Origin of the sequence: Sphingomonas sp. KC8, assembly GCF_002151445.1 — a bacterium.
Lineage (GTDB): Bacteria > Pseudomonadota > Alphaproteobacteria > Sphingomonadales > Sphingomonadaceae > Sphingomonas_E.
Genome location: NZ_CP016306.1, coordinates 1,007,265 through 1,021,341, shown reverse-complemented (window position 1 = coordinate 1,021,341; position 14,077 = coordinate 1,007,265). Strand labels below are relative to the sequence as shown.

Annotated in this window: 12 protein-coding genes; 7 read left to right on the top strand and 5 right to left on the bottom strand. The window is 65.3% G+C overall.

What is annotated here, in order from left to right:
• Nucleotides 1-3 precede the first annotated feature (3 nt).
• Nucleotides 4-972 carry an SPFH domain-containing protein gene (locus KC8_RS04855; RefSeq protein WP_010124372.1) on the bottom strand — a complete coding sequence of 323 codons (969 nt, stop codon included), beginning with the start codon at nucleotides 970-972 and terminating at the stop codon, nucleotides 4-6.
• A 113-nt stretch (nucleotides 973-1,085) separates the two neighbouring features.
• On the opposite strand from KC8_RS04855, the gene KC8_RS04850 reads away from it, so the two are divergent.
• Genes KC8_RS04850 through KC8_RS04835 form a run of 4 tightly spaced genes read left to right on the top strand, consistent with a single transcriptional unit; the run spans nucleotide 1,086 to nucleotide 5,859 of the window.
• Nucleotides 1,086-2,594 (top strand): M20/M25/M40 family metallo-hydrolase, encoded by a 1,509-nt coding sequence (locus KC8_RS04850; protein ID WP_010124373.1) that lies wholly within the window; start codon nucleotides 1,086-1,088, stop codon nucleotides 2,592-2,594.
• Between the two features lie 53 nt (nucleotides 2,595-2,647).
• On the top strand, nucleotides 2,648-4,105 hold the full coding sequence (guaB, locus tag KC8_RS04845; RefSeq protein WP_010124374.1) for an IMP dehydrogenase: 1,458 nt from the start codon (nucleotides 2,648-2,650) through the stop codon (nucleotides 4,103-4,105).
• A 9-nt stretch (nucleotides 4,106-4,114) separates the two neighbouring features.
• Nucleotides 4,115-5,299, top strand: a complete 1,185-nt coding sequence (locus tag KC8_RS04840) for an RsmB/NOP family class I SAM-dependent RNA methyltransferase (protein ID WP_010124375.1) — start codon at nucleotides 4,115-4,117, stop codon at nucleotides 5,297-5,299.
• Nucleotides 5,300-5,331: 32 nt separating this feature from the next.
• The gene (locus tag KC8_RS04835; protein ID WP_010124376.1) at nucleotides 5,332-5,859 is read left to right on the top strand and encodes a hypothetical protein; all 528 of its coding nucleotides are present in this window, start codon (nucleotides 5,332-5,334) and stop codon (nucleotides 5,857-5,859) included.
• On the opposite strand, the gene rsmA is transcribed toward KC8_RS04835, so the two are convergent.
• From rsmA to KC8_RS04815, 4 genes are read right to left on the bottom strand one after another with little or no spacing between them, the layout of a single operon-like run.
• Nucleotides 5,849-6,685 (bottom strand): 16S rRNA (adenine(1518)-N(6)/adenine(1519)-N(6))-dimethyltransferase RsmA, encoded by an 837-nt coding sequence (rsmA, locus tag KC8_RS04830; protein ID WP_010124377.1) that lies wholly within the window; start codon nucleotides 6,683-6,685, stop codon nucleotides 5,849-5,851. The genes KC8_RS04835 and rsmA overlap by 11 nt on opposite strands.
• A complete protein-coding gene (gene pdxA / locus KC8_RS04825) occupies nucleotides 6,682-7,695 on the bottom strand; it encodes a 4-hydroxythreonine-4-phosphate dehydrogenase PdxA (protein WP_010124379.1) in 1,014 nt (337 codons plus the stop codon). The genes rsmA and pdxA overlap by 4 nt, the downstream gene beginning before the upstream one ends.
• The gene (locus tag KC8_RS04820) at nucleotides 7,679-9,079 is read right to left on the bottom strand and encodes a peptidylprolyl isomerase (RefSeq protein ID WP_010124380.1); all 1,401 of its coding nucleotides are present in this window, start codon (nucleotides 9,077-9,079) and stop codon (nucleotides 7,679-7,681) included. Before KC8_RS04820 ends, pdxA begins: the two co-directional genes overlap by 17 nt.
• A 32-nt stretch (nucleotides 9,080-9,111) precedes the next feature.
• Nucleotides 9,112-11,310, bottom strand: a complete 2,199-nt coding sequence (locus KC8_RS04815; RefSeq protein WP_050805369.1) for an LPS-assembly protein LptD — start codon at nucleotides 11,308-11,310, stop codon at nucleotides 9,112-9,114.
• Nucleotides 11,311-11,529: 219 nt separating this feature from the next.
• Between KC8_RS04815 and KC8_RS04810 the strand changes: the two genes are divergently transcribed.
• The 3 genes from KC8_RS04810 (at nucleotide 11,530) to ndk (ending at nucleotide 14,010) form a co-directional block, all read left to right on the top strand.
• Nucleotides 11,530-13,023, top strand: coding sequence for a leucyl aminopeptidase (locus KC8_RS04810; RefSeq protein ID WP_010124382.1), 1,494 nt, complete (start codon nucleotides 11,530-11,532; stop codon nucleotides 13,021-13,023).
• Nucleotides 13,024-13,045: 22 nt separating this feature from the next.
• Nucleotides 13,046-13,486 (top strand): DNA polymerase III subunit chi, encoded by a 441-nt coding sequence (locus tag KC8_RS04805; RefSeq protein ID WP_029624372.1) that lies wholly within the window; start codon nucleotides 13,046-13,048, stop codon nucleotides 13,484-13,486.
• A gap of 101 nt (nucleotides 13,487-13,587) precedes the next feature.
• Entirely contained in the window at nucleotides 13,588-14,010 is a 423-nt protein-coding gene (gene ndk / locus KC8_RS04800) for a nucleoside-diphosphate kinase (protein WP_010124384.1), read from the top strand.
• The last annotated feature ends 67 nt before the right edge of the window (nucleotides 14,011-14,077 follow it).

The following is a 14,077-nucleotide window of genomic DNA, read 5'->3' as shown; positions in this document are numbered from 1 at the left end:
GGCTCAGGCCTTGTCGAACGGGCCGGGGCGGCGAGGCGCCGGCGGTGCTGGGGGAGGGGGGGGATTCTCCCCCGCCAAAGCTTCCTTGGCGAGCGCGCCGATGCCGCCCAGCGTGCCGATCAACTGGGTCGCCTCGACCGGGAACAGGATCGTCTTGGCGTTGGGCGATGTCGCGAACTGGCTTACCGCTTCGACATATTTCTGGGCGACGAAATAGTTGATCGCCTGCACATTGCCGCTGGCGATCGCGTCTGAAACCATCTGGGTGGCCTTGGCTTCGGCCTCGGCTGATCGTTCGCGTGCTTCGGCATCGCGGAACGCGGCCTCGCGCCGGCCTTCGGCTTCCAGAATCTGCGATTGCTTCTGCCCTTCGGCGCGCAGGATTTCGGATGCCCGCGATCCTTCGGCCTCAAGGATCGACGCGCGCTTTTCGCGTTCCGCCTTCATCTGGCGACCCATGGAATTGACGATATCCTGTGGCGGGCGAATATCCTTCACTTCGACGCGGGTGATCTTCACGCCCCATGCGGTGGTGGCGTGATCGACCACGTTCAGCAGGCGGGCGTTGATTTCGTCGCGCTTCGACAGCGTTTCATCAAGGTCCATCGACCCCATCACCGTGCGCAGATTGGTGGTGGTGAGCTGGAGCAGGGCGAATTGAAGATCGGATACTTCATAAGCCGCGCGGGCGGCGTCGAGCACCTGGAAAAACACGACGCCATCGACCGAAACCATCGCATTGTCGCGGGTGATGATTTCCTGACCCGGAATATCCACCACCTGTTCCATCATGTTGATCTTGCGCCCGACACGATAGAAAAACGGGATGTAAAAATTGAAGCCGGGCTGGGCGACGGCGACGAATTTGCCGAAATATTCGATCGTATATTGATAACCCTGCCGGACCACGGTGACGCCCGCAGCGACGAACATGATCGCCAAGATCAACAATACCAGCGCGAGCGTTCCCATCGGCCCTATCCCCTTCATTCCAATGGCAGGAGTGTGCCCCGGCAGGCACGCGCAACCAAATGGAATCGACAAAGCCGTCTTGTGCGAAGGGCGCGATGCTGCCAAGGCACGCCATGAGCCGCTTCCTTCGCACGACTCCGCCGCTCCTCCTCTCTGCCCTGATCGCCGCCCAACCGCTTGCTGCACGTCCAGCGGCCGAAACGGCTATCGAGGCGCGGTTGCGCGCGCATGTGGATGTACTGGCATCGGACGCGATGGAAGGCCGCAAACCCGGCACCCCCGGCGGCGACATGGCGGTACGGTATATCGCCGGGCAATTTTCCCGGATCGGTCTCCAGCCGGGCGGGCCGGACGGCAGCTTTTACGCGCCGGTGGCGCTGATCGACCGGAGCGCCGGGGACGCATCGTCGGAGTGGCGGATCGGCCAGCAGGCGTTCGTGGTGAAGGCGGACGATCTGGTGCTGCGCGCGGCGGATGCGGACACCCGGATTGCGGCCGCGCCGATCATCTATGGCGGTTACGGCATCGACGACGACAAGGCCGGGCTACGCAATTTCGATGGTGTGGACGTAACGGGCGCGGTGGTGCTGATCCTGTCCGGCCAGCCCGAAGGGGCGAAACAGGCCCCGGCCTTTTCCGAGCGCCGGGATGCGCTGTTGAAGGCTGGCGCGGTGGCGGTGCTGCGCATCGAAACCGAAGACAAGGGCTGGTCCGCCATCCGCGATGCGCTGTCCGAACCGCGCACCGATCTGGCTGATGGCCCGTTGCCGCCCATCACGGGGGCGCTGTCGCCAGCGGCATGGGGCAGGATCGCCAGCGCGGCGGGCCTTGATGCCGCGCCGATGATCGCCGCCGCCAAGCCCGATTTTCGTGCCGTCCGCATCGACGGGGCGGTGTCGCTCGCCGTCCGCACGGCGTTGCGGCCTTATACCAGCTGGAACGTCATCGGCCGGTTGCCGGGCGGGGATCCGGCGGCCGGCGCGCTTTTGTATCTTGCCCATTGGGATCATCTGGGCATCTGCCAGCCGGCGGGCGCACCCGATCGCATCTGCAACGGCGCGGTCGACAATGCCAGCGGCGTTGCGATGATCGTCGAAGTGGCGCAATCGCTTGCGGCGGACAAGAAGCGCCCGATGCGCGACCTGTATTTCGTGGCGACGACGGCGGAGGAAATGGGCCTGCTGGGCGCCTATGCGCTGGCCAAGGCGCCACCGGTCGATCCGGCGAAGATTGCCGCCGTCCTGAATTTCGATACCGTCGCGATTGCGCCGCGCGGTACGCCGGTGGCGGCGCTGGGGCGTGGGCAGACGCCGCTTGATCCCTTCATCGATGCCGCCGCGCGCAAGCTTGGCCGCCGGATCAATCCGTCCACCGACGCCAATGTGCTGACGCAACGTCAGGACGGCTGGGCTTTCACCCGGATCGGCATTCCCGCGGTGATGGTTGGTGGATCGCTCAACCTGAACCTGATCCAGGCCTATCTCAACGGGCCTTATCACAAGCCGGGCGACGATCTGGCGCAGCCGCTGGTGCTGGATGGCGTCGCCGAAGATGTGCGGCTGCACGTGGCCCTTGCCCGGCGGCTTGCCGATCCCCGGCGGTATCGCCCCCCGCCGCGCTAGTAATTCACACCCGCCCTTCCCATAAACCAGCCTCGACCACCCGGATCAAGATCATGGAAATCACCCTCGGCCTCACTTTCGACGACGTTCTTCTCATCCCCGGCGCATCGGAGGTCCTGCCCAGTCAGGCCGATACGCGCACGCAGGTGACGAAGAATATCAGCCTGAACATCCCGATCCTGTCGTCGGCGATGGATACCGTCACCGAAGCCGACATGGCGATTGTGATGGCGCAATTGGGTGGCCTTGGCGTGCTCCACCGCAACCTGACGGTGGAAGAACAGGCCGCCGCCGTCCGTGCCGTGAAGCGGTTCGAAAGCGGGATGGTGGTGAACCCCATCACGATCACGCCCAACGCCACATTGGGCGATGCGCAGATGCTGATGGCGCGGCACAAGATTTCGGGCATTCCCGTGGTCGAGGCATCGGGCAAGCTGGTCGGCATCCTCACCAATCGCGACGTGCGCTTTGCGGAAAAGCCCGGCCAGCCGGTTGCCGAACTGATGACCAGCCAGAATCTGGCCACCGTTCGCCCCGGCGTCAGCCAGGAAGAGGCGCGGCGCCTGCTGCATCAGCGCCGGATCGAAAAGCTGCTGGTCGTGGACGATGCCTATCGCTGCATCGGCCTGATCACGGTGAAGGATATCGAAAAGGCCGTCACCTATCCGTCCGCGACCAAGGATGCCGATGGCCGCCTGCGCGTGGCGGCGGCGACCACGGTGGGCGACAAGGGGTTCGAACGCACCGAAGCGCTGGTCGATGCCGAATGCGACCTGATCGTGATCGATACCGCGCATGGCCATAATGCCGACGTGGCCAAGGCGGTGGAACGGGTGAAGCGCCTGTCCAATGCCGTGCAGGTCGTGGCGGGCAATGTCGCCACCGCCGAAGCGACCCGCGCGCTGATCGATGCGGGTGCGGATGGCGTGAAGGTGGGCATCGGGCCGGGTTCGATCTGCACCACGCGCGTCGTGGCCGGCGTCGGCGTGCCGCAGTTGACCGCGATCATCGAAGCCGCCGCCGAAGCGCGCAAGGCGGGCGTTCCGGTGATTGCCGACGGCGGGCTGCGCACCTCGGGCGATCTTGCCAAGGCGCTGGCGGCTGGTGCGTCGACGGTGATGGTCGGTTCGTTGCTGGCGGGCACGGAAGAAGCGCCGGGCGAAACCTTCATTTACCAGGGCCGTTCCTACAAGAGCTACCGGGGCATGGGTTCCGTGGGCGCGATGGCGCGCGGCTCGGCCGACCGTTATTTCCAGCAGGACATCAAGGACCAGATGAAGCTGGTGCCCGAAGGGATTGAAGGGCAGGTGCCGTATAAGGGGCCGGCCAAGGACATCATTCATCAGTTGGTCGGCGGGGTGAAGGCGGCAATGGGCTATACCGGCGCGCCGACGATCCCCGAACTGCAGGCGCGCGCGCGTTTCGTGCAGATCACCAATGCCGGCCTGCGCGAAAGCCACGTCCATGACGTGACGATCACGCGCGAGGCGCCCAACTATCCGACGCGCTGAGGACGGGGCGTGACGCCTGCCGGCCGCGCTCAGGCGGCCATCGAGCTGCTGGACCAGATCGTCGCCGCCGCGCGTGAAGGCGGGGCGGCGGCGGATACGCTGATCGCCCGCTATTTCAAAACGCGGCGCTATGCCGGATCGAAGGACCGGCGCGCGGTGCGTGACCTGGTTTACCGGGCGATCCGGCGTGCCGGCGAGGTGCCGGCGAACGGCCGGGCGGCGCTGCTGGGCGTGGCGGCGGACGATGTGGCCGTCGCCGCGATGTTCGACGGTTCCCCGCACGGCCCGGCTTTGATCGGTGATGGCGAGCTTGCCGCGCCGGCAGGCGTTGCGCCTGTCTGGTTGGCGGAGCGGCTGGAACGAACGCTCGACAGCGATGAACTGGCCGCGCTGCTGGGGCGCGCGCCGCTCGATGTGCGGGTCAATGCGCTGAAGACCACGCGTGACGATGTCCTGCCGCTGATCGCCGGGGCGCAGCCGACGCCGCACGCGCCGATGGGGCTGCGCCTGCCCGAAGGCACGCAGGTCGAAAGCCTGCCGGTCTTTCAGGACGGCCTGATCGAGGTGCAGGACGAAGGCAGCCAGATCGTCACCATGATGGCGGGCGCCGCACCGGGCATGACGGTGATCGATCTGTGCGCCGGGGCGGGGGGCAAGACATTGTCGCTGGCGGCGGCGATGCAGGCCAGCGGGCGGCTGATTGCCTGCGATGCCGATCGCGCCCGATTGTCGCGGCTGGCCCCGCGCGCCGAACGGGCGGGGATCGGGGCGGTTGAAACCCGGTTGCTGGATCCCAATCGCGAAATGGCGGCGCTGGCGGATCTGCCGGGTGCCGCCGATGTCGTGCTGGTGGATGCCCCTTGTTCGGGCACCGGCACCTGGCGGCGCAATCCCGAAGCGCGCTGGCGGTTGACGCCGGATCGGCTGGATCGGCTGGTGGCGTTGCAGGCACGGTTGATCCGGATCGCGGCGCAACTCGTCAAACCCGGCGGATCGCTGGTCTATATCGTCTGTTCGCTGGTCGATGCAGAAGGAGCGGATCAGGTGATGGCGTTCCTGCGCGAGCATCCCGGTTGGTCGGCCGGTGGGCCGGCGGCGGTGGCCGGAACGCCGCATCGCGGTGGTTTCCGTCTGACCCCGGCGACGGACGGGACGGACGGCTTTTTCGTCGCTAGACTTCAGCGGCCATGCTAGAAAAGCCGGACGAGACTTTTACGGAGTTGTTCATGCGTCTGTCTCCGATCGCCGTTGCCCTTTCCTTCGCCCTAGCCACGGTGTCGAGCGTCGGACACAGCCAGAAGCCCGATGATCAGATCAACCCGCGCTCGCTGGCCTTGCTTCAGCAGGGCGAAGCCGCGCGCAAGGCCGGTAATCTGGTCGGTGCCAATGACCTGCTGGAAAGCGCGCTTGCGGTTGATCCGCGCAATCGCGGTGCGTTCGTGGCCCTTGGCCGGGTTGCCCAGGCGCAGGAACTGCCCGGCAAGGCCATCCGTTTCTATCGTGAGGCGCTGGCGCTGGAACCCAACGACCTCGCAGCACTGACCGCGCAGGGCGAAGCGCTGGTGCAGAAAGGCGCCGTGGATCGCGCGAAGGCGAACCTCGCGCGCATCCGTACGCTGTGCAAGGCTGAATGCAGTCAGGCGACGGAACTTGCCGCCGTGATCGCCAAGGGGCCGCCGCCAGCGGTGGTGACCGCGCAGGCCGGGCCGACGGTGGTTCCGCCCAAGGGGCAGGAGCCGCCGGTCAAGCCCTGATCGCGCGGGCGATCTCCACGAATTCTGCCACGGAAAGGGTTTCCGCGCGACGCTGGGGATCGATACCCAGCGTCTCCAGCGCGTCGAGTGCACCGGCCACACCTTTCAGGCTTTGCCGCAGCATCTTGCGGCGCTGGCCGAATGCGGCGGCCGTTACCCGTTCCAGATCGGCCATGCGCACGCCATCGGGCTGGGCCGCCGGCGTGATGTGGACGACGGCGGACATCACCTTGGGTGGCGGCACGAACGCCGAACGGTGGACGGGGAAGGCCAGCCGCGCGGTGGAACGCCACTGGGCCAATACCGCCAGCCGGCCATAGGCCGATCCGCCGGGGGCCGCGACGATCCGTTCGGCGACCTCCTTCTGGAACATCAAGGTCAGCGATCGCCACCAGGATGGCCAGGTTTCGCTCGACAGCCAGCGCACGAACAAGGCCGTGCCGACATTATAGGGCAGGTTGGCCACGATATGGGCGCCAACACCGGCCTCGGCGGCTTCGTCCACCTCCAGCGCGTCGCCGGCAATGACGCGCAGGCGCCCGCCCGATGCTTCCGAAAGTTCGGCCAGCGCGGGCAGGCAGCGCGAATCCCGTTCTACCGCGACGACGTTTGCCCCCGTCGCCAGCAGCGCGCGGGTAAGACCGCCGGGGCCGGGGCCGACTTCATAGACGCGTTCGCCATCGAGCGATCCGGGAACGCGGGCGATGCGGTCAAGCAACTGGCCGTCGAACAGGAAGTTCTGGCCCAGGGCCTTGGACGCACTAAGCCCGTGCCGGGCGATGACCTCGCGCAGCGGCGGCAGCGCGCGGATGGCATCGATGCTCACGCCTGACCGCGGAAATGTGCTGCTTCGCCCGCCAGCCGGATCGCCGCGATCATCGCGCCGGGATCCGCCAGATTCTTGCCGGCAATCGCAAAGGCGGTGCCGTGATCGGGCGAGGTGCGGACGATCGGCAGGCCCAGCGTCATATTGACGCCTTCATCAAAATGAAGTGTCTTCAAAGGGATAAGGGCCTGATCATGATAAAGGCAGATCGCCGCGTCATACCGCGCGCGCGAACGGGGGTTGAACATCGTGTCCGCCGCCAGCGGGCCGACCACATCAATCCCTTCGGCGCGCAGGATTTCGATCGCGGGGATGATATAATCGATTTCCTCGCGCCCCAGTGCGCCGCCCTCGCCGGCATGGGGATTGAAGCCCGCGATGACGAGGCGCGGGCTGGCGATCCCGAAATTGCGCACAAGGCCCCGTTCGGTCGCACGCGTCTTGGAGACGATCAGATCCACGCTGAGCAGCCCGGCGACATCGATCAACGGTACATGCGTCGTCACAGGCACAGTGCGCAACGTCGGCCCGACCAGCATCATCACCGCGTTGGCGCCAGCAATGCCGCAGCGTTCGGCGACAAATTCGGTCTGGCCGGGATGGACGAAGCCGATCGCGTAAAGCTGCGCCTTGGACACCGGGCCGGTAACGAGCGCACCGGCCGCCCCCGAACGGGTAAGCCCCGCCGCCATTTCAAGCGAATCGAGCGAACAGCGCGCGCCCGGCATATTGGGTTCGCCCGGAATGATTTCCCCGGCGTCCTCCACCTGGATAACGGGCAGTGCATCTGCAAAGACGTCGATCGTTTCATCGGGCGACGCGATCCGCTGCACCGGACCAGGCCACACTGCTGCGATCGAACGCGAATCCCCGACCGCGAAAAAGGGTGGCAAATTGGCCGATGTCCGGGCTTGCCACGCCTTTGCGGTGATTTCGGGGCCGATCCCGGCGGGATCGCCGAGCGCGACGGCAAGCGGCGCTATCGCGGTCGGATCAGCGATAGTCGACAATGGCGTCTCGCCGAAGATCGCGCAGATAGCGGCGGGCGCGGCGGTTGACGCGTTCCTCCTCCATCTGGGCGTAGATCTGGTCGAACGACGGGCCAGACGCGCTTTGCGGATCATCGCGCCCGCACAGCACGAGCGAGCGGACACCATCGGCCAGCGATCCGAACGGCGTCGTCGCCTGGCCGATCTGCAGGTTCAGCAGCATTTCCTGCAACGGGCCGGGCAGATCGCGGACCCGTACCTGATCGTTATCGATCACGTCGGCGCCAATTCCGGCCGCCACCTTTTCCACCGTGCCGCAGCCGGTGATGCTTTTCATCGTCTTGGCGAATTCTTCCACCTTGGGCGCGGCCTGGCTTTGCGTCATGCCCTTGGGAAAGCTGATCGATACCTGCTTGAGCGCCAGCACCGCATCGCGCGAATCGCTGGTCAGTACCTGTCGCTTATCGACGAGGGCGAGGATCGAATAACCACCCGGCACCGCGATCGGATCTGTGATCTGGCCGCGTTCCATGGTCGTGGCGGCCTGCGCCAGCGGTTCGGGCAGCTGTTCGCTGCGCACCCAGCCGAGATCGCCGCCCACCGCCGCGGTCGACGCCTCTGAAAACTGGCGGGCATAAGCGACGAACGATGCGCCCTGCTTGAGCTGCTCGACAATGCGGTGGGCGTTATCCAGCACCTGCGGATTATTATCCGACGACGACAGGAAGATTTCGGCGATATGATATTCGACCGCGCCCTTCGACGCGTTGAGCCGGTGGATGACGGCGTTCACCTCTTCTTCGCCCACGTTGATGAACGGTTCGACCCGGCGGCTGAGCAGGCGGCGCCAGGCGAGTTCGCCCTCGATCTGCCGGCGCAGCGTGGCTTCGGATGCGCCCTGTTCGCGCAGATAGGTGGCGAATGCGTCGGGCGACCGCTTGAAATTGCCGGCTACGCGCTGGAACGTCTGATCGATTTCACCTTTGGTGATCACGATCTCGTTGGCCTTGGCTTCCTGGATCTGGAGCGTTTCGTCGATCAGGTTGCGCAACACCTGCAGCTTGAGGCGTTCGCGTTCCTCGGGGCTGATCTTGCCGCCATTCGCCGCGACCACCAGTGCCAGCCGCTGATCGACATCGGTGTCGGTGATGATCGCGCCGTTGACGATGGCGGTGGCCTTGCGCACCGCCGGATCGGTCGGGCCGAAGACGGTCAGTTCGCTCGGCAGCTTCAGTTGCGAAGCGGGGCCGCCGGCATCGTCATCCACGGTTTGCGCCGGCAGCGCCGATAGTCCGAGGCTTGCGAGAATCAGGCCCGCGACACCGAAGCGCGCCAACGCCTTGCGATTGTTCTTGAACTGCGCCTTCACTCTCACCCCACCCGAAAACAGGACCTTGAAGCCCATGCGGCCATGCGCGCGCGCGGCTGAACGCACGCTTAGCGACCCAAATTCTTGAGCGCCACCCGCAACAGGAATGTATTGCCGCGCCGGGCATCGCCGGTGGCGTCATAATCGCGCCGCCAGGTGACACCAAGTTCGATACATTCGTCGTCATACAGGAAACCCAGCCGATGGCGTACGGGTTCGAATCCGTCGGACAGCGACAGCGGATCCTCCTGCCGTCCGGTAAGATCGATCACCGTCGATCCGAACACGGACCAGTATTTCGCCAGTTGCAGGCGTGCCCCCAGCCGCACTTCCTCGCGATCGCGCAGATCCTCGATCGAAGGATCGATATCGCGGTTGAGGCGAAGATAAGCGGCGGTGAGGTAGGTGCGTGTCCCGCCGACCGTCAGGTCGATTTCGTTGCGACGGATGCCAAGGCTGTCCTTGTCGAGCCGGAAGCGGTGGGTAAATTCGATCAGTCGGCCATATTTCAGCGTCGTGCGGCCCACGATGTCCGAATAGCGGCCGGACAGGCCGGTGCCTTCCGGCAGGATCGACGGGCGGCTGTTCAGGCGATAGCTTTGGCCGATTTCGCTGCGCAGCGACAGGCCCGGCAGGTCGACCGCCCATTCCACGCCATATGTGGCGCGGCTGCCGTCTTCCCACCGATCATATCCGGCGAAACGGTTGAGCGCGAAGAGGTTCGTATCTTCCAGATCGACCGCGCGTGAATCTTCGTTGGGGATCGCCAGATTGCGGGTTGGTGGTGTCGCCACCAGTTGCAAGCGCGGGGTTATCCGTTGCGTCCCGCCCATCAAATCGCCGACGAACGGCCAGCGCATATCGGCGGCGATCGCGGCGATGCCACGGCCCTGCCAGCCTTCATGGCCGCGATAGCTGGGGGTCAGCGTGCTGGCGATATCGTTGGTATGATAGATATCGGCGCGCGTATAAGCGGTAAGCGTCACTTCCTGGCCCAGCGGGGTGTAGCGGCGCAGATCCCAGCGTGCGCCGGCAAAGGCGCGCTGGGTATCCTGTCCCGCGGTGCGCAGGATGCCCAGGCTGTTGCCCTGTACTTCGATCCGCCCGCCGAACAGCGGGTCTTCCAGGCGCAGGCGATAATCGATCGCCGGCAAGGCGATCGGCTGAAGCCCGGCCTTGTCTTCGGTTCGCAGGCTCTGCACCGCCCAGCCGGCGATCGACAGATAGCTGTCGGCATCGATCCGTTCGACATTGAAGGTCGAACGCAGCCGATCGTCGCTGGAAATATCGTAGCGCCGCATGAACGTCTTGTCGGTCGTGATCCGTCCCGATGCGCTCAGGCTCCATTCGGGCGAGAACTGGAAGCGGCCATTGCCTTCGAAATAGCCGCGAATGTCACGGGTCGATTCTGCCGGTGCGATCGGGGTGCCGACTGTGGCCGGCGTGCGCGATCCATAGGTCAGGAAACCGCCAAGGCTATAGGCACCGCGCGATGTAAGCTGCCGGTACTGCGCTTCGATTGCCGGCAGCACTTGCGAATAAATGTGCGGCGTAATCGTGAAATCGCGATTGGGCGCCAGCTGGACATAATAAGGTGCGGCAAGTTCGACGCCGTTGGCGCGGCTGATGCGGACGTCGGGCATCAGCAGGCCCGATCCACCGCCTTCGGTGCCGTCGGGGTGCGACAGGCCGGGCAACCACAGGAGCGGCAGGCCAAACAGGTTGAGCCGGGCATCGTGATACGAAATGCGGTGGCGAATCGGATCGTGGACGATTCGGACGGCGGTGATCTTCCACGATGGGTTGCGCGGGCATCCATCGGGGTTGGTGACATGGCAGGGGGTGTACGCCGCGTGATCGAGCGTCGAGACGCCGTTCACGCGGGTGCCGCGATCCGCCGCAAGACGGCCGCCATCATCGAGCACGAGCAGCAGATTTTCGATCACGCCATCTTTCAGCGTGTCGGCCAGCCGGACATGATCACCATAAGCGGTGTCGCCGCGCGGATTGACGACCGCAACGTCGCCTTCGGCGGTGACTTCGCCGGTCTTGCGATTCCACGTCACCTTGTCGGCGCGTACCCGGTTGCCCGCGCGGATCATCCGCACGTCGCCGGTTGCGGTGACGATGTCCGCGTCCTGATCATATTCCAGCGTTTCGGCGCTGAAGGCGATTTCCTTGTCGTCTTCGGGAATCGGCGTGCCACCGGCGGGGGGCGGTCCTTGCGGGCGATCCCGCAGGTCCTGAGCGAGCGCTGGCTGAGCCATGATAAGGGCCAGCGGCAGCGCGGTCAGGCATATCGGCTTGAACTTGATCACGTTCCCCCACGAGAAAGCCGAGCGGACGGCAGGTTGACGCCTATCGCACCCCGGCACGCTTGCTGCAACGCCTGCCTTTGTCCTTCCGTCGCGCTGGCGTGCTTTGCCAGCGCGTTCGCTGTGTCCTAGAGGGGGCACAGGGACTCAACTGGAAGGATCACTGTTTCGATGCAGGTGCGTTTTGCCGCCGTTCGCCCCGAAGGCGATTATGTGCTCGCGCTGCCGGTGGCGAGCGGATCCGGCCCGGCGGATCGGGTTGGGCTGGATGCAGCGGCCGTCGCGATTGTCCGCCGCGCCGCCGAAGGCGCACGCTTCGAAGGTGAAGCCGGCGCGATTGCCGAAGCCGTGGTGCCGGAAGGTGAATCCGTCCGCCGGTTGCTGCTGGTGGGCACGGGTGCTGCCGGTGACGCTGAACGCAATGGATTCGAGCAGGCGGGCAGCGCGCTCACCGCGCGGCTGCTGACATCGGGTGAAAAGTGCCTCGTCGTCGATATCGCCAGGCTGACGGCGGGCGATGCCGGGGCTGCTGCGGCGCATGTGGCGTTGGGCGCGCTGTTGCGCGGCTGGCGGCACGATACCTATCGCACCAAGCTGCCGGCCAAGGCGAAGCCGAGCCTGGCGGAACTTGTGATCGTCGGCGGCGACGATGCGTTCGTGGCGCAGGCGCAAGCAGCATGGGCGCCGTTGAAGGCGCTGGCCGATGGCATCGCCTTCACCCGCGAACTGGTGAGCGAGCCGGCCAACATCATCTACCCGGAAAGCTTCGTCGAACGCTGCCAGCCGCTGAAGGACCTCGGTGTCGAAATCGAGGTGCTGGATGAAAAGGCGATGGCCAAGCTCGGCATGGGCGCGCTGCTGGGCGTGGCGCAAGGGTCGGCCAGGCCGGCGCGCCTGCTGGTCATGAAATGGGATGGCACCGGCGGCACCAAGGCCCCGATCGCGTTCGTCGGCAAGGGCGTGACGTTCGATACCGGCGGCATTTCGATCAAGCCGGCCGGCGGCATGGAAGATATGAAGTGGGACATGGGCGGCGCTGGCGCCGTTGCCGGCGCGATGAAGGCGCTCGCCGGGCGCAAGGCGAAGGCCCATGTCATCGGCGTGTGCGGGCTGGTGGAAAACATGCCCGATGGCAAGGCGCAGCGCCCCGGCGACGTTGTCACCAGCATGTCCGGCCAGACGATCGAAGTGATCAACACCGATGCCGAAGGACGGCTGGTGCTGTGCGATGCGATCACCTGGGTGCAAAAAACCCACAAGGTGAAGACGGTGATCGACCTCGCCACCCTGACCGGGGCGATGATCATCGCGCTCGGCCATGAACATGGCGGCCTGTTTTCGAACAATGATGATCTGGCCGATCAGTTGGTGGCGGCCGGCAAGGCATCGGGCGATAAATTGTGGCATTTCCCGCTGTCGGACACCTATGACAAGCTGATCGACAGCCCGATCGCGGACATGAAGAATGTCGGCCCGCGCGATGCCGGGTCGATCACCGCCGCGCAGTTCATCAAGCGCTATGTCGAAGATGGCGTCCGCTGGGCGCATCTTGATATTGCGGGCATGGTGTGGGCGGCCAAGCCCGGCACTTTGTGGGACAAGGGTGCTACCGGCTATGGCGTGCGTCTGCTCGATCGGCTGGTCGCGGACCAGTTCGAAGGCTGAGCGGCAAGAAGGGCGGGCCGCGGTGCAGGTCGATTTCTACCACCTGGCCGCGAGCCCGATCGAACGGGTGCTGCCGCGTATCGCCGAACGGGTGCTGGCAGGCGGCAGCCGCCTGTTGATCGTCTGCGGGGATGAGGCGCTGGCCGCGCGCCTCGACACCTGTTTGTGGACATACACGCCCGATAGCTTCCTGCCGCATGGCCGGGCAGGGGAGGATGGTGCGGCCGACCAGCCGGCGCTGATCGCCGCCACCGTCGATGCGGTAAACGGCGCGCGCAATATCGCATTGGTCGATGGGGAATGGCGCGACGCGGCGCTGGATTTCGACCGCGCCTTCCATTTTTTCGATGACGAGACGATCGCGGCCGCCCGCCTGGCGTGGAAGGCGCTGGGCACGCGCGACGGCATTACCCGCAACTTCTGGAAACAGGATGATGACGGGCGCTGGGCCAAGGCCGCCTGACGGCGGGAACCGCCGCTCGTCTTGCTTCGCGGGCGCTGCGCGACTAGAGAGCCGCCACAATCCGCAATCGACATTCCTCAAAAATATGGAGCCGCTCGGCCATGGCGACCGAACGTACCTTTTCGATCATCAAGCCCGACGCCACGCGTCGCAACCTGACCGGCGCGATCACCGCCAAGCTGGAAGAAGCTGGCCTGCGCGTTGTCGCGTCGCGCCGCATCCACATGACCAAGGATCAGGCCGAAGGCTTTTACGGCGTCCACAAGGAACGCCCCTTCTTCAACGATCTCGTCAGCTTCATGATTTCCGGCCCGGTCGTCGTGCAGGTGCTGGAAGGCGAGAACGCCGTTGCCCGTAACCGCGAAGTGATGGGCGCGACCAACCCGGAAAATGCCGATGCCGGCACGATCCGCAAGGAATTTGCCGAGTCGATCGAAGCCAATTCGGTCCATGGTTCGGACAGCGCGGAGAATGCGGCGATCGAAATCGCTTTCTTCTTCAAGCCGGAAGAAATCGTCGGCTGATTTTTGACGGGGATCGCGTCCGAAATGGATGTGATCCCCGCTTAATTACGGTGATTTGACGAAAATG

Bases quoted from the DNA above. Each gene is read 5' to 3' on its own strand.
- KC8_RS04855 (WP_010124372.1), bottom strand. From the start codon at position 972: ATGGGAACGCTCGCGCTGGTATTGTTGATCTTGGCGATCATGTTCGTC.
- KC8_RS04850 (WP_010124373.1), top strand. From the start codon at position 1,086: ATGAGCCGCTTCCTTCGCACGACTCCGCCGCTCCTCCTCTCTGCCCTG.
- guaB (WP_010124374.1), top strand. From the start codon at position 2,648: ATGGAAATCACCCTCGGCCTCACTTTCGACGACGTTCTTCTCATCCCC.
- KC8_RS04835 (WP_010124376.1), top strand. From the start codon at position 5,332: ATGCGTCTGTCTCCGATCGCCGTTGCCCTTTCCTTCGCCCTAGCCACG.
- KC8_RS04820 (WP_010124380.1), bottom strand. From the start codon at position 9,079: ATGGGCTTCAAGGTCCTGTTTTCGGGTGGGGTGAGAGTGAAGGCGCAG.
- KC8_RS04815 (WP_050805369.1), bottom strand. From the start codon at position 11,310: ATGGCTCAGCCAGCGCTCGCTCAGGACCTGCGGGATCGCCCGCAAGGA.
- KC8_RS04810 (WP_010124382.1), top strand. From the start codon at position 11,530: ATGCAGGTGCGTTTTGCCGCCGTTCGCCCCGAAGGCGATTATGTGCTC.
- ndk (WP_010124384.1), top strand. From the start codon at position 13,588: ATGGCGACCGAACGTACCTTTTCGATCATCAAGCCCGACGCCACGCGT.